This window comes from Pseudoalteromonas sp. JC28, assembly GCF_013319255.1.
Taxonomy (GTDB): domain Bacteria; phylum Pseudomonadota; class Gammaproteobacteria; order Enterobacterales; family Alteromonadaceae; genus Pseudoalteromonas.
Window position 1 is genome coordinate 439,714 of sequence record NZ_QOKX01000003.1, and the last position, 16,742, is coordinate 456,455.

Below are 16,742 nucleotides of genomic sequence, written 5' to 3' on the forward strand. Positions count from 1 at the left end.
AGCACGCCCCAATGCCTCTAAACGGTTAATCATTTTTGCCTCATGCAGGGGGCAGTGCAAGCTACTTTCGTCACTGGGCTAATATCGCCGACTCAGATTTAGAAGTCGTGGTTGTACAATATCCAGGTCGTGAAAACCGCATGGCTGAGCCTTTGATTCCAGACATGGATCGTTTGGTCAGCAACTTGGCCACAGGTCTTAAAGCAATACTCAACAAGCCTTATATCTTGTTTGGACATAGTATGGGTGGTGGTATCGCTTACGAACTTGCCATGCGCATTCAGGCCTATCGCTATCCGCCTCCAACTCAACTGGTGGTGTCTGCTGTTGAAGGACCTAGTTGCCACCATGCGACCGAAGTACACAAAGCCCCCGATGAAATCATGCTTAATGAGCTTAAACGTCTTAATGGTACGGAGGTTGATCTCAATGCCCTTCCAGAGCTGCTAGAAATGATGTTGCCGTTGCTGCGCAATGATTACCAGTTAATTGAGACTTATCAACCAAACTTCAATGCACCAAAATTGCAGCTTCCAATCACAGTGATGCTCGGGTCAACTGATACCGAGCTCACCTATGAAGAAGCCCAAGCTTGGCAACAAGTGAGTAGTCAGCCCATCAACATTGAGGTCTATGAAGGTGGCCATTTCTACTTAGCCAATCATGTCGAGGCTATTTTGACCCATTTGGGCACGCTGTTCCCAGTGCAAAAAACATGGTTGTGTGCACCTTAGTAACCAACCCCCCTTGAGGGTAAAGTTTGTTCAAACTAGGAGCTGCCCCCCAGCTCCTTCTTCCAGCGCTGTTAAAAATTATCTCTTTTGGGGATTACAAATCCGATTTGGGTAGTGCTGGGTTTTTAAGCATTGCAAAATGTACCTATTAAACCAACTCAATTATTCGCAAGGAAACGCTAATGCGTCGCTTCATATTGCTATTTTGTGCATGTTTATCAACATTATCGTCTCTCAGCGTTAATGCTCAGTTTCCTGTCGTAGTGAAAGATGACCGCGACAAACTTGTTACTATTAACACTTCACCCAAAAAGGTCGCCGCGGTCTCAGTATTTGGTGCTGATTTACTCAGTGCTCTAGGTATGCAAGCTGTAGCGATCTCAACACTCAATCATCAGATGTCACCCTACCTCGGTGAGCAAACTAAACATATGCTAGATCTTGGTGAAATTCATGAGACGAACTTGGAAGTGTTGACTGCGCTAAAACCCGATCTCACCATCGGACTGCGTACCTACACCGAGCCATTTGAAGCCAAATTTGAGGAAATCAGTCCCTTTTTAGCTTATGACTTGGTCACCAAATCCGACTCAGATCGGGCTATAATCTCTGCGGCTAAAGCGCTGGGCAAGGAAGCAAAAGGTGCTGAATTAAACCGAGTATTTGCAGATCAGCTCAAGCATTTTGCAGCTACACCTCTAAAAGCACAATCTGTGGTGTTTTTGTGGCATTGGTCAGATGTACCTTATGCATTTTACGACCATCATTTTACCGTTGAAATGATGGCAACTCTCAAAGGTAAAAATAGCGTCGGCACCTCTCCACAGCCGGACTTAAAAAAGCTTGATTCCGCCCCGATTTCGATGGAGTCGTTGTTAAAGCTTAACCCTGATGTAATTATTTCCTTCAAAGGCGAACCTGGGCCCTTTAAATCACATCCAGTTTGGAAGCAGCTCAAAGCCGTTACCAATGGCCGCGCCTACCGAGTCGCAGACCATTACGTGATGCCTCACGGCCCAATTGCTAGAAGGCTCGTCTTACAAGAATTAGCGCATCTATTGCACCCTGACCAATTTGCCCCACCAAGCGACCTAGCTAATAAAGCACGGGCCACACCAATGCAATTTGGTCATTTATAGCAGGTAATGTAAGCACGCTATGATTAACTCAGAGAGACCTCGCTTCGCTACAACGCCCACTGGCTTATATCTAATCGGCGTATGTATGTTACTACTCAGCCTACTGCTGTCTGTAACAATCGGCGACTATCAGCTCACATTAAAAGAAGTTTGGTCTGTACTTATTAACCCGTCAAAGTCACAAGCTAGTTTTGTCGTTTGGGAGCTGAGACTACCTCGTCTAACATTGGCTATCATCGCAGGTACAACACTTGGCATAGCAGGAGCCATTATTCAGGCAGTAACACAAAATGAGCTCGCATCCCCAAGCCTCGTCGGCGTCTCTTCTGGAGCCGCATTGGCTATTGTACTGGTCCTCACTTTTACCGGTTTAAGTACCTACTTCCAATTTATAGCGGGTATATTTGGCGGTGCTTTGGCGATGTCAGTCACACTATGGCTTTCTTGGAAGCAAAAACTAGAGCCTGTGAATCTTATTCTATCTGGTTTATGCGTTTCTCTGTTTTGCGCCGCCGCAACAACTTTGCTACTAATCTCGGTAAGCACTGACACTAGAGGGTTGTTTTATTGGTTGCTTGGCAGCGTTGCAAATCGCACTTGGCAACATGTCTCGTTATTAGCTCCTATCGCATTACTCGGTGTTATTTTATGTGCACTGTTAGCCCGCCCGCTCACCATTTTACAACTCGATAGCGATGTCGTAAAAAGTATTGGGGGAAGTGTAAAACGCTGGCGTATTCAAACGCTCACCGTTGCCGTTGTGCTAACATCTACCACCGTGGCTGTTACGGGCCCCATCGCTTTTGTGGGACTGGTTGCTCCTCACCTGTGCCGCACTTTACTGCCCAAGCACTTGGCTTTTGAATACCGCTATGTCTTATTTGGCAGCGCGCTAAGCGGTGCTGTGCTTGTCAGTCTGTCCGACTTACTGGCAAATTATCAGGAGATCCCTGTGGGTATACTATGCGTGCTGTTTGGCGGACCAAGCTTAGTTTGGCTCATCCAATCTCGCTATCAGCAGGCGTCTATATGAATCGAACAATGACTATATCCGCTTGCCGAGAAATTAAGCCTTGGCTTTTCTATGGTTTATTAATCTCACTCATCGCGCTACTTATTTGCTTATTTTTTACCGCGCTAAGTATGGGGTCTGTACCACTGTCGATGCAATCTGTTTGGCAGATACTGATTTCCTCAATACCACAAAATAGTGATTCGAATATTCTTTGGCAGCTGCGTTTACCTCGCTCATTGTTAGCCATGTTGGTTGGGATCCATTTTGCGCTGGCAGGACTAATTTTACAGGCCGTGATCCGCAACCCACTTGCCGACCCTAGTATCTTAGGAGTCAATGGTGGCGCGAGTTTAGCCATCGTACTTTGTTTACTTGTGGTGGATTATATTCAACTTCATGTATTCGGCTTCAGTGATTTCAATTTTAACTTTGCTTGGCTTCCCGCTGTAGCATTGCTCGGTGGGGTGCTAGCCACGGCTTTGGTGTTGAAACTTAGTTGGCGACAGCAACTACAGCCTAATCAATTGGCGCTTAACGGGGTCGCGATAGGCGCGGTGTTAAATGCTTTAGTTATGTGGGCCATTTTGGCATGGGGAGGGAATCGTACAGAAACCAGTTTGATTTGGTTAGCAGGTAGCCTGTATGGCAGGGACTTTAGCCAATTGTTTTTGCTTCTTCCTTGGACATTTGTTGGCGTGCTTAGTTGCTTCGCATTATTAAAGTATTTGTCGATACTGCAATTAGATAGCGATGCCGCACGAACTTTAGGGCTAAACGTCACTAGGTGGCGTTTAATTAGCTTATTGATTGCGGTAGCACTGGCGGCCAGTGCCACCGCAATCACGGGTCCACTCGGATTCGTTGGTTTAATTGTGCCACACTTTGCCAAAGTGCTACTTAACCGACTCGGCTTAGGTACCAGCCTCCCCCACCTGATGGTGGTCTGTATGTTAGCTGGGGCTTCATTAACGCTGGCGGCAGACATTGCAAGCCGAACGCTCATCTCTCCTTTGGAGATCCCCACAGGCACACTAACCACCTTGATGGGCATTCCCATCTTGCTGTTATTGATCCGCCGCCAAAATTAGGATTTATCATGTTAAATGCAGATCAAATAACCTTACATTATCAACATAGGCCGGTGCTAAAAGACTTGTCTGTCTCCATCGCACGCCATCAAATCACCGCAATTGTCGGCCCTAATGGCAGTGGTAAGTCCACCTTACTTAAACTACTTGGGGGACTCATTAAACCGCAGCAAGGGACTATCTCTTTGGATCAACAGCCGCTTCACCAATGGTCCCCTAAAACGTTAGCAAAGAAACTCGCATTACTCGGCCAAAGTCCACAAGCTCCAAGTGGTATGCTCGTTAAACAGCTTGTTGGTCATGGTCGATTTCCCTATTTGGGAATGTTCAAGACATTATCGCAACATGATCAGGATGCCATTACTTGGGCGCTCAAAAAGACCAAACTTGAAGCGTTGCAACATAAGCCGTTACAGCATTTATCTGGTGGTGAGCGCCAAAGAGCATGGTTAGCAATGGCCTTGGCACAGCAATCTGAAATTTTACTCCTAGACGAACCCACGACTTATCTAGACTTAGGTCATCAGTTTCAGCTTTTAGAATTACTTAAGCAGTTACAAATTCATGAACACAAAACCATTGTGATGGTGCTACACGATATCAATCAAGCCAGTCAATTCAGTGACCGAATTATCGCTCTTAACAATGGCTCGATAATAGCTGATGGCACACCGCAACAAGTCGTCACAGAGCAAATCATTAAACGGCTGTTCAACATTGATGTTGCAATTGTGTCTCAGTGCTATGGCCAGATAACTAAGCCGCTGTGCTTACCACTTGGAACAGAGGATCAATTTACCTCTAATTCAGCGGCACCACTGCGCAGTGTCGCAATCTAAAATCAACAACAGAAGCTAATGAAATGGAATTAGAAATTCGTGACGTATCAAAAACGTATGCAAACGGTGTTCATGCACTAAAAGATATCAATTTAACCATAAGCAAGGGCATGTTCGGCCTGCTTGGTCCCAACGGAGCTGGTAAAAGCAGTATTATGCGCACCATTGCCACCCTACAAACGCCCGACAGTGGCAAAATATATTTTGATGGGCAAGATATCTTCACAAACCCTGCTGAGTTCCGTCGTCAACTGGGCTACTTGCCTCAGGATTTTGGTGTTTATGCAAATGCATCCGCCACCGATATGCTGGACTATTTCGCTCGTTTAAAGGGTATTCACAATGCCAAGGAACGAAAAAGTCGAATTAATGAATTGTTGGAGCTGGTTAACCTCACAGAGCATTGTCATAAAGCGGTAGATACATACTCAGGTGGTATGCGCCAGCGGTTTGGTATAGCGCAAGTTTTATTGACCAACCCTAAGGTCATCATTGTTGATGAACCAACCGCAGGACTAGACCCTGCAGAGCGCAACCGCTTTTATAGTATTTTGCACCAACTCACTGACAGTGCCATCGTGATCCTCTCCACACACATTGTAGGAGACGTCACTAACCTTTGTGATGATATGGGGATCCTCAACCGAGGAACTCTACTGGCACGCGGCAAGCCCGATGAGCTCGTCGCCTCAATAGAGCACCAGATTTGGCACAAATCAGTATCAAGAAATGAGTTGAAAACACTACGAGACAATTACAAAGTGATTTCGACACGTATTGTTAAAGGCAACATCCAAGCCACTATCCAAAGCGACACCGCACCCACCGCAAACTTTATTCAAAGCACTGCGGACCTAGAAGACTTTTACTTCAGCTACGTCCCTGAACTTGCGGTTTAAGGAGCATGTATGTTCACCAGTTTTTTGTTTGAGTTAAAATATCGACTACGCTCCATAGCCACTTGGGGTTGTTTAATAGCCATGATAGCCATGGGCTACCGAGAAATGTTAGGCGGTGAATGGGATACACTCATGCAAAGTGGCAGGGTTGCACGCAACTCGCCATATGCAATCTACTACTTGTTTATGTACTACACATTTTGGGCTGCCACGGTGGGTAGCGCACTGGTAGTCCCAACATTACTCAGGGATCTTAATTCTAAAACTGCAGACTATTTGTATAGTTTTGATATCAATAGCAAACACTATTTTATCGGTAAATATTTAGCGAGTTTAGCTATTGTGCTGTTAGTCATGAGCTCAGTTGTCATCGCCATGGTGACTTTACCTCTGATCTCAAGCCTCTTTGGACTCTACCCAGATAGTGATTTTATAGCAACTTCATTGCCCCATATTTTACACGCTATACTGCTTTGGGTACTCCCAGCTTGCATTGTTTATACCGCTATTCCGTTTGCGCTCACGGCACTCACTGGACGCGCTACACCAGCTTATGCAGCGATGATGATAGCCGTTGGCTCGTTTGTCATTATCACCGCTTTGTTTGGTGACGGCGCACCACAAGCCCCTTGGCTGCAAGTTGTTGATCCATTGGGTAAGGTTACAGTTGAAGGACAAATCTTTTACTGGACGGCACAGCAAAGAATGACCCAGTTTTTAAGTTTAGATGGGGCGTTACTTTACAATCGTTTGCTTTATTTAGCACTAGCATTAGCTTTGCTAGTATTTGCATGGTGGCGCTTCGATTTAACGAAATTTAGAACCAGTAACAACAAAAAAGCCTCAGCAAAACCCGTTGCAAAAGCGCAACAACACACGCACAGTTCAAGCAAACTAAATATGAACCCATTAACCTTGATAACCAATAAAGCCACAGTCTACTGGCTTAAATTCAGCGCCTACTCCGGTTATCTTCAAGCTCGCCAAATCATTACTAATAAGGCGTTTTACCTATCAATGTTGACGCTTTCGTTGATGCTGATCATCGCCGGTTTAAGCTACCGTTTGCCGGGCATGGAGGGCAGCGCAGCTATTTTGCCAAGAACGCACACGCTGCTTCCCGTGTTAATTTATCCCAGTTTGATTTTTACCATGCTTGCCGCCGCTTTTTTTATAGTTGATCAGTGCCACAAAGACCACCAGCTAAATACCGCACAGCTGGTCGCTGTGTGCCCAACGCCCGATTGGCAAGCTCCTTTGAGCCATATAATCTGCGCTGTTCTTGTTGCGTTCGTATTAATGCTAGTGCCTATTTCAGGCTTATTGGGTACACAATTTATACAAGGTTATTTTGACCCCGATTGGCAAAGTTTATTGCATTTGAGTACGCTTGTTTTGCTGCCATTAATGCTCGCTTACGTGTTTATAGCCATCATTAGTTACGGGCTATTGCAGTCTAAAGTTGCCGCACAGGTATGTGCCGTGGTGCTCTGTATTTCTCCTGCGATATTCAATGAAACTCACGCGATAGAGAACTTTATGTATTTATGGGCATGGCCATCTATTGCTCAACTCTCCGAAATTGCATCTACCGAGCAATTTATCATCAGAGATCTCAATCTTATGCTCTACTGGCTCAGTTTTTATTGTGTATTGCTAGTATTAAGTAGCTGGCTGTGGACACGAGGAGTGCTTGCACCTTTTAAAGAAAGATTAATAGCTTTACCACAAAAGGTTACACCGCGATCACTGGCTATTATGCTGTTGTCAGGCACAGTTTTTGGCTATCAAGCCTATTCAATTCATCAAGAGATGATCATTAACGGTCAATTTGAAACACAAGCCGATGGTTATGCTGTGCAAGCCGACTACGAAAACCAATACCGGCAATTCGATACACAACCGCAGCCTAAAATTCGCCACGCTGAAATTGCCATATCGCTACACCCAAATCAGCGCGCTATACAATACACGGCCAACTTAACGCTGGTTAATTCACACCAGAATGCAATCGAGCAGTTGCTACTCAACACCAACAACTATACCGCTTTTGATGAAATCTTACTTTCTGGTCAAGCGCTTTCACTGCTCGCTTTAGACAAAACGCATCATGCCTCGGTTTGGGGCTTGAGTACGCCTCTCATTCATGAGCAACAAAGTCAGCTCAGTTTTACGGCTTCAGTCAAATATCAAGGCTATAGTAATCACGCAACTGATTACATTGGCAAAGTGACAAAAAATGCCAGCTATATTGATGCAAGTTTTTGGCCCTCCATTGGGTTCGAGAAAAACAACATCATCAAAGACAACGTGTTACGAGAGAAGTTTAACCTCGACCCGCTGGCACCAGACTTTTTCAGCCAATCACAAACACTAGACTTGTACCAACACGACGACGCCGATCTGCTCACCTATAAACTAAAAATTGACGCCCCCAACAATCAAGTAGTTGTGGCGCCGGGGGATCTGCAGAAACACCAAACACAAGGACAGCGCCACAGCTATGAATTTCAAACAATGACCGCGAGTCATTGGGATCCTGTCATTGTGAGCGCCGGATACAAAATTCACCAGTCTACATGGACAAGCGCAAAAACCGGCAAAGATATTCCCATAGAACTGTTTTATCTTAACACCGATGAAGCCATTCTACATTCCATGACACAACGAGCAAAACATGCACTTGAACAAGGCGAAGCAATATTTGGAACCTACCCATACAACAGCTTAAAAATAGCAGCGTTACCTCAGGGTATGGGAGAACAAACGGTTAGCGCAAATTTAGTGCTTATCCCCGAAATGTCCGCTTGGCAACACAATTATAATGATCCATCCAGTTCCGACTGGTTAGAATACACCGTACACGATGCAGTTGCTCAGGTTTGGTGGCAGAATATCGCAATCGCAAACACCGCAGGTTACCCCATACTGTCTGAGGGAGTGCCAACTTGGTTTGCGCTGACCAAATCAAGATTGAGTAGCAAAGCAACACAACAACTATTGGCTAGCATTAAAAATGACTACTTATTAGCACGTACTAAAGAGTCCGGTGTGGAGAAAAACGCCTTAGCATTGACGCACCAACCATACGCCAAAAGTAAATCGCAGCTTGTTGTTTATGAAGTGTCACAGCTCATTGATAATGAGCAATTTAGCAATGTGATCAATGATACCCTAGCACATTATCGAGTGCAGAGTGCTTCACAGCCCATATCGGCACAACAGTTGTACCTGAAGCTGTTGCAAGCCGTAAATCAACCTAAACATGAAAAACAACTAGATATATTATTTCACCAAATGACGCTACATGACGCAAAAGTGCAAAATCTATCTCTGTAAACCCCCATTACAAACGATTAGGGCTGCCACATAAGCGCCCTAATTACTATCAGCCTTGTTCGCTACCTTTAAAAAAAACCGCACAGAGGGGTAATGGCCGTTTTCGGGTAGTGGCTTTCCTTGCTTATTCAGACAATAACGGGCAATAAAAACAGGGCCGACCAAATGGTCAACGCTGACGAGAAGTAAGCCTAAAAACCCATTTCTAGCGCAGCATAACTCAATGCCCAACTACTCTACTATTCGTTGTTACTAGGAGCTAAATTACTATGTTTCGTTATAAGCTGACGTCTGCGGCCAAACCTCTCTTCTCCACTTCTAAACTCAACTATCACATTTCGCGTACCTTGTTAGCAATGAGTTTAGGCGTTTTCTCTTCAGCAGTATTTGCTGATGATCAAGCCAAACATATCGACTTGGAACGAATTGAGGTTACTTCTGAAAAGCGTACCGTGAATATTATGGAAGTTGCTTCTAGCGTAACGGCTATTTTTGGACAAGAACTAGTCGACTCTGAAGCCTATTCAATCACAGATCTTGGACAAGCGATCCCGAGTGTTCACGTTTATAGCTGGGGTGGCCGAAGAGACAGTAATGTATTTATTCGTGGCATAGGCCCGGGTTTATTCACCGAACCCACCATAGGTTTTTACGTCGATGGCGTGAATTATAGTAGCAATAGTATTTTTGATTTGGACCTTGTGGATATAGAGCGTATTGAGGTCCTAAGGGGCCCTCAAGGCACACTATATGGGGGCAATTCTCTGGCTGGTGTTATTAATATCATCACCAAACAACCAGACGAAATGCCGGAGTTCAAAGGCGCCTTTGCTGCAGATAACTTTGGCTCAAAGCGGGTTAGATTAGGTGTGAATACCCCCTTGACTGCGGATAATCTATTTCTCGGCTTATCAGCTTCGGCATACAACACCGATGGACATCTTGAAAATACCTACTTAGATAAAGACTTTGGTGCACGCGACGATCTGAGTGCAAGAGCTAAACTTAGATGGATCGCGTCAGACAATCTTGAAGCCAATTTTGTGGTGGATTATGAACGTTTTCGTGGCGATTCGTATGCGATGGGACAACTTGAGCGTATCAAAGCCAACCCAGATCACATAGAACATGATTTTGAAGGAGTTGACGATCGTGATGCACTTGGGGCTTCGGTTACACTGGATTATAGCGGTGACAATGTAAACTTCATCTCGATCACAAGCTGGCGTGACTGGGATAACCTGAACACCGCGGATCAAGATACAGGCAATGACGCAGGATATCAGTTCCATAGTCACTCTGAGGACGACTTTGATCAGCTCTCCCATGAAATGCGTTGGAGCTCTAAAAATACTGAAGACTACCATTGGCTAGTCGGGTTCTATGCCTATCAATCAGATACCCAGAGTACGACAAGAAATGATCTAAACTTCTCCTCTATGTACCCAGGTAGTGGACCCATGGTTGATCGTTCGATTATCGGGAAAGATGACCAAGCTTGGGCAGTATTTGGCCAGGTTGACTACGCAATCACTCAGGATATTACCGTCATTGCAGGGTTACGCTACCATAAAGAACAGCGAGAAGCCGATATTAACATCGACTCTCAGTCCACTGGAGTAACCTCGCAACACGGTGGCAAGGAAGAATTCAGCGAAGTTCTACCCAAATTAGCCCTCTCTTATCAAACTGCCAATAATGACCTTGTTTACGCGTCTTGGAGTAAAGGTTACCGAGCAGGAGGATTTGACACATTATATCCCAACTTAAGCAAGCCTAGCTTTGAGCCTGAATACAGTAATAACTATGAAATCGCCTATAAAGCACTAGCGCTAGAAAACCAACTGAGCTTTTCAATCACTGCATTTTACGTTTCTTTAGACGACCAACAAGTGCAACAGATGTTAGAAAACACAACCATTATCACTGATAACGCTGGCGAAAGTACCAGCCGGGGTGTTGAATTTGAGTCGCGCTACCAGCCTCACCCGGATTGGACCATTGGCTTCTCAAGTAGTTATGTTGACGCCACTTATAGCGAGTATGAAAGTGTGAACTTTGCAACTGGTGCAATAGAAGATTATTCCGATAATCGTTTACCAAACACGCCTAAGATCAGTGCCAACCTGTCCATTAGCAATCGTACAGAACTCAACAGCGACTTCACCTTATTCACACAGTTAGAAAACATTTATATGGGCGATCACTACTTTGATGCAGGTAACCAAATGAAGCAATCTGCATATCACCTTTTAAATGCCAAAGTAGGACTTGAAAGCGAAAGCTGGTACGCGCACTTATGGGTGAAGAATGCGCTTGATGAATATTACTCAAAAGTTGAATTTAACTTTGGTTTCGGTGTCACGGCAGAAGCAGGAAACCCGAGAACCATAGGCCTCACTGTAGGTACTAATTTCTAAACCAATGACGAGTGGAAAGTGGCGCACGCACTAAGCGCCACCGTGACGTTGTATAAATAATATCAATGCGTTGATACGCTTATTAAGGGAGTTACCATGCAAGCTCAATCCGTGTTATTGCTCGGTGGTACAGGTCAAGTAGGCTTAAAAGCAGCTGAGTATTTACTTGAGCATACACAAGCCGCACTTACGTTTGCTTCACGTAGAAAAGCCTCATTGCCCAGTGCAATTTTGCAACATCAAGACCGAATAAATACTGTACAACTAGATGTCCAAAACACCGACGATTTAAAAGCCCAGTTAAAGAATACAGATCTGGTCGTCGCCTGTGTTGGCCCCTCGGGCATTATTGGCGATCAAATAGTATTGGCCTGTAAAGAGTTAGGCGTACCAATTATTGATGCTGGTGGCTACGATCCAGTGTACGCGTCTCTCCACGAGCATGAAAAGAAGCATAGCAGCGAAGTACCGCTCATCATCAACGTCGGTTTGCTACCGGGCTTATCAGGCGTATTCCCTGCCTATCTTATTCAACAATGTAGTCGTGGAGCGGACATCAAATCTTTAGAAGTGCAATACGTTGGCCGAGACGCTTGGAGCTACAATTCGGCATGGGACATTATAAATGGGTTAGGAGACTTTGGTCACGAACGTGGCTTTTGCTACTTGGAAAACCAGCAAGTTAAACGTGAAAAGTTCTCAAAAGCAGGTACTAAAGCACACTTTCCAGCTCCCATTGGCACCGCATCTACTATGTTGATTTACGCAGAAGAAATTGTGCAACTCGCCAACGAACATGACATACAAACAGCTAAAGTCTACGGTGCTAATCTAGGACCACGCGCTATGTTTGTTTGCATGATTGCCAAGATATTCAAGATGTACAAAAACCATAAAACTATCGCTCGTGCGGCGCGATGGTTATGTAAGGCCTCAGCTAAAGATATGCGTAAGCTCGACCCAATTTACGCCGTCGATGCCCAAATTAAATGTGCTGACAACCGCGTACACCATGGCCAAATCATTCTAGAAGATACCTATCAGGCTACAGGCTTTATCATCGGCATAACGGCTAAGCAATTATTAAACAATCAAATCACCAAAACAGGTCCAATGATGCTACATGAAGCTGTTGATGCCAATCATTTTATAAAAGATCTCGAACAAGCAGGTGTCGTTGCAGGGCTTATTCTTTCTAAATCAGACAACAACACCAAACAGGAGGCTGCATGAGTAAAAATATCATCGTCTTGGGAGGTACAGGTGAGTCGGGCAGGCGCATTATCAACTTACTCAGTGAACGCCTCTCAGATTTAAAAATAAGCTGTGCGGCACGGCGAACACCAAAAGCGGGCATATTGCCAGAGCATATTAACTTTGTTCCTTTTGATATAAATGACAAAGCCAAAAGCATTGAAACACTCAAAAAGTTCGACTTAGCTGTGATTGCTTTAGGTCCAATGGATAAATTTGCCCTACAGGCGCATCAACTGTGCTTGAACGCGAATATAGATGCCCTCGACATTAATGACAGCCTACAGGCTGCAGATCAAATACACGCACTGAATACTGAGGCCCAATCAAAACAACGTTTGCTACTCACAGGTATGGGCTTCTCCCCTGGTATTTCAACACTACTGTTAACTGAGCTTGCGCATAAAAAAGCATCTGCAACGGGCTATTATCAATGTCGTTTGTATATGGGCGCAGCCTATGGTGGCGGCGAGACCAGTCCACAAGCGATTTTAGCAAGCTTTACCAATCACTTAACCTGCTGGCGAGAAGGGACTCGCAAGCAGGTTGAGACGCCTTGGCAGGACACACAACACCAGTTTGCTTTTCCAGCATTGAAAAAGCCAGCCGACCTAATTCCATTTGCAACACCTGAAGTCGCTGGGCTTGGTTGTGAGTATGTTGCTGAAGACCTAGACATAAAGCACCTAGATAGTCGTTATCACATCCAACACCTAACGCTTGGATTTGCAAAGTTTATGAGTAAATATCGCTTAGGCGAACGTAAAAATACATTTTTCTCCAAGATGTTTTTTAACAATGGGCAAAAGCTCAAAACCAAAAAAGAGTCAGATCCCGATACTTGTTTATGGGTTTACCCAGACAATAATCCGCAATCCGGGCTAATGTTACACGGGGTTATTTCTTCTTATGAACTAACCGCCAAGATGGCATGTGTTGTGGTTGAGTGTTGGCTAAACAATGTGTTCTTTGACAGCTATGGCGTCAAAGCCGTAGAGCATTTGTCTTATAAAACGCGCCAAAAGCTACTGCAAACATTGGCTTTATATGGTGTCACGGCAAAACCTGCAAACACCCAGAACACACATCGAGCAGATCAAGAGTTTGGCTGGGTAGACAGCGTATCATCAGACATCAATAGTCTCAGAAATTTGGGGTTAAATTGGTATACAGTAACAAAGCAACATCCAAAAATGGCCAAAAGGCAACAAGAATATCTCTATAAATCAGAGATATGGCGAGCACTTAAAGAGGCCACCAGTAGGTATAGCTTTGCAAAGTTTGTAATTTCTACGCTGTTAGCATGGCGTCGAGATAATAAAGGCTTACAGCACTGGCGCGATAGACACCAAGGAGAATATACCGAAATCTGGAAGTCCATCACTAAAGATATGAGTATGTTTAGCTCAGGTTATGGCAACGCGAGGAAACTACTAGGACAGGATAAAGCCTACCGATTATATCGTGACATGTTTCTAGAGACAGGCAAAATGGAAATGCGCTGGCTATGGCCTAATCCTGAATCCTTTAATATATTCGAAAACAAAGAGAATGTGATTTTAGAGTACTGGCTCACTTGGCTTAGAAACTACGCCAAACTTGGCCTATTTACACTAAGCGAATCAAAGGCTGACTCCACAACGATTTGCATTTCTATCACCGACTGTGCGTATGCTGCTATGTTTAAAGAGCTCGGTTGTCCTGAGCTTGCAGACATGGTGAGAGAAATGGAGCAAGAAGCACTAGCCTTTTTAGCCAGTCAGAGTAATTTGAACATAACTTGGAACTTTAAAGGTGAAGGTGTTGTTGACATCACTTTGAGTAAAGCGCTAACGCTTCAAGCCGTTGGTTAACAGAAAAAGACGACGGAGAATGGATTTATGTGTTGCGGGCAAAGCCCGCAGGGCACACTCTCAAAAATGATTAACCACAAACAATACTGGGAGCGAGGTTCAGTCTCGCTTCTTTAGGCAACACCCCAAACTGTTTTCTAAAAGCCACGCTAAAATGACTTACATTGCTATAACCCAGCGAGACGGCTGTTTCGGTTACATTATTGTCTTTTAATAGATTCATAGCTTTGTGCATTCTTTCTTCTTGGAAACAGCCATAAACCGTATTGTTAAATAGTACCTTAAAGCCTTTTTTTAGCTTACACTGGTTCAATCCAACCACCTTAGCCACATCTGATATGGTAGGTGGGCAACTAAGATCGGATAATAGAAAATCTCTTGCTGCCATAAGCTGCTTTTTCTCTCGAAGCGGGAGTTGGTTGCTCGTGTCAACTGATTTCAGTGCAGTGAGATGCCAATATAGATAGTCTAACGTAGCGGAATGCAGCAGCAGAGGGTTGGCTTCTTGATCTTTTATCAACTTATGAATACGGTTCGCACATGTGCTGACTTTTCTACTGGGGCCACTTTGCTTCACAAAGAATGACATACTTTTCCCTAGATCTACCCCACTGAGCTCTTCACCAGCAAGCTCATTAAGCACTTCGGGTTTTATCATGATCTCTAAGTTACTAAAATCATTACTATGGTAAGCACAAAAATTCTCCCCACCCGAAAAACCAATATTAAAGTCTCCGCACTCACATTGTAAAAGCGTATTACCGACCGTCGCTTCAAACTTCCCCGCAAGAACATTGTTAATGTGAATATATTGGTCATCGCCAGGAAATACATGTTTAGTATCTGCCGCCCCCAAATCCTGCGCTGAAGATAGGCTCACAGAAAGCCCTGGCATCAACTGCACAAAATTCTGCCCAACCACATTATCAATATGCTGCTGTTTATTCGCTGTACTTATTTCAATGTCACTACACATAGTCATTTTTAACCCCCCTTCCAATCCCCGTATCACTCAGGCATCTGTAGCTAATACTTCCTTTAGAGAAACATGTAAGTTACCGAGAACAGCCGGATGTTTCACCATATCAACAAGTCAGATAAGAATGAATTTCACTTTTAGTTATTCAGTCGTATATAGCTATCTATTACATCACCCATTATTAACCGCATCAGAACAACAAAATATTAACAAATGAAAAACGATAAAAACAAATTCTGAGTTATGTTCCCTAAGAAGTTAACACTAATAAAAATCATTCTCAATAAGAAATTCCAAAAAATACAATTTTCAACCAGAGATTTGCATAAGGAAAGAGTTAGAGCATTCCTTATTTTACTAGAGAGTTTTAGGGATAGTTTCGCTCTCGTGTCCTGCCAAAGTCTAGGTACCAAATCTGAGGTGTTATACCAATTTCAGCTGTTGGCGCCGAAACAGGCTGCTATAAATGAGTTAGTTATCCATAGTCACGACTACCCAAACTAAAAGACTGTGTGCACCTGTATAATAAGCGGTAATTTGACTGCCAGCCTTGATAAATAACCTGAACTCGGGATAACAATATGTTTTCTAGCAGCTGTTATCTCTTTCTACTGCGTTAAATTTGTTGCAATAGGCCAGAGGTTAAATAAGTCGTGTATCTAAGCCAAGGTGGGATGCTGTGCATTGTTTTAGTAATAGCCTACTGGCATTTGAGCGACACTATCGCCTTGAGTGTTGACTACAACCATTAGTTTGTTTCAAAAGTAGTATTAGTAACACCGCGGTATTTGTCAGTTATCATTTTTAATCTTATCCAATTTATATAAATAAACTAAAAGCCCGACGCACCTAAAGTTATGCGGGTTTTTAATATTTCCTTATGAAATTTTGGCCCTTTACCATGACGCTTCTATAAGGTGTAGATTGACCATAGAGTGTTTTTAACAACAATAGGCAAGGAAAATAACGACCTTAGAACCATATGCCAATGTGAGATGATGACTTTTTCAGATACTTTTGTGATCATAGATTTCGCTGCCTGTGTCGAAGTGCCAAATCAAACCTCACTTGACCATTGATAATAATAAAAAGGGATTAAGCATCCAGAAAAATTTGCGTCATTCATCTTGATACCGTCCCATTTCCTATCGCGAACAAGCCATTAAAAGCAACGGGGAATCCC

Annotated in this window: 11 protein-coding genes; 10 read left to right on the forward strand and 1 reads right to left on the reverse strand. The window is 44.0% G+C overall.

What is annotated here, in order from left to right; genetic code table 11:
- Positions 1-35 precede the first annotated feature (35 nt).
- From DS891_RS09585 to DS891_RS09630, 10 genes are all read left to right on the forward strand, one after another.
- A complete protein-coding gene (locus DS891_RS09585) occupies positions 36-734 on the forward strand; it encodes a thioesterase II family protein (protein WP_174169659.1) in 699 nt (232 codons plus the stop codon).
- Between the two features lie 182 nt (positions 735-916).
- Positions 917-1,873, forward strand: a complete 957-nt coding sequence (locus DS891_RS09590) for an ABC transporter substrate-binding protein (RefSeq protein ID WP_174169660.1) — start codon at positions 917-919, stop codon at positions 1,871-1,873.
- Positions 1,874-1,892: 19 nt separating this feature from the next.
- Positions 1,893-2,906: an iron ABC transporter permease gene (locus DS891_RS09595; protein ID WP_174169661.1), complete on the forward strand. Its 1,014-nt coding sequence runs from the start codon at positions 1,893-1,895 to the stop codon at positions 2,904-2,906.
- A complete protein-coding gene (locus tag DS891_RS09600) occupies positions 2,903-3,976 on the forward strand; it encodes an iron ABC transporter permease (RefSeq protein ID WP_217448614.1) in 1,074 nt (357 codons plus the stop codon). The genes DS891_RS09595 and DS891_RS09600 overlap by 4 nt, the downstream gene beginning before the upstream one ends.
- Before the next feature lie 8 nt (positions 3,977-3,984).
- The gene (locus DS891_RS09605; RefSeq protein ID WP_217448615.1) at positions 3,985-4,815 is read left to right on the forward strand and encodes an ABC transporter ATP-binding protein; all 831 of its coding nucleotides are present in this window, start codon (positions 3,985-3,987) and stop codon (positions 4,813-4,815) included.
- 23 nt (positions 4,816-4,838) lie between these two features.
- Positions 4,839-5,714, forward strand: coding sequence for an ABC transporter ATP-binding protein (locus DS891_RS09610; RefSeq protein WP_102058257.1), 876 nt, complete (start codon positions 4,839-4,841; stop codon positions 5,712-5,714).
- Positions 5,715-5,723: 9 nt separating this feature from the next.
- Positions 5,724-9,053 (forward strand): hypothetical protein, encoded by a 3,330-nt coding sequence (locus DS891_RS09615; RefSeq protein WP_174169662.1) that lies wholly within the window; start codon positions 5,724-5,726, stop codon positions 9,051-9,053.
- Between the two features lie 269 nt (positions 9,054-9,322).
- Positions 9,323-11,473 (forward strand): TonB-dependent receptor, encoded by a 2,151-nt coding sequence (locus DS891_RS09620; RefSeq protein WP_174169663.1) that lies wholly within the window; start codon positions 9,323-9,325, stop codon positions 11,471-11,473.
- Positions 11,474-11,569: 96 nt separating this feature from the next.
- The gene (locus tag DS891_RS09625; protein ID WP_174169664.1) at positions 11,570-12,706 is read left to right on the forward strand and encodes an NAD(P)H-binding protein; all 1,137 of its coding nucleotides are present in this window, start codon (positions 11,570-11,572) and stop codon (positions 12,704-12,706) included.
- Positions 12,703-14,580, forward strand: a complete 1,878-nt coding sequence (locus tag DS891_RS09630; RefSeq protein WP_174169665.1) for a hypothetical protein — start codon at positions 12,703-12,705, stop codon at positions 14,578-14,580. Before DS891_RS09625 ends, DS891_RS09630 begins: the two co-directional genes overlap by 4 nt.
- A 70-nt stretch (positions 14,581-14,650) precedes the next feature.
- Here the strand turns inward: DS891_RS09630 and DS891_RS09635 are convergent, their stop codons facing one another.
- On the reverse strand, positions 14,651-15,562 hold the full coding sequence (locus tag DS891_RS09635) for an AraC family transcriptional regulator (protein ID WP_174169666.1): 912 nt from the start codon (positions 15,560-15,562) through the stop codon (positions 14,651-14,653).
- Between the last annotated feature and the right edge of the window lie 1,180 nt (positions 15,563-16,742).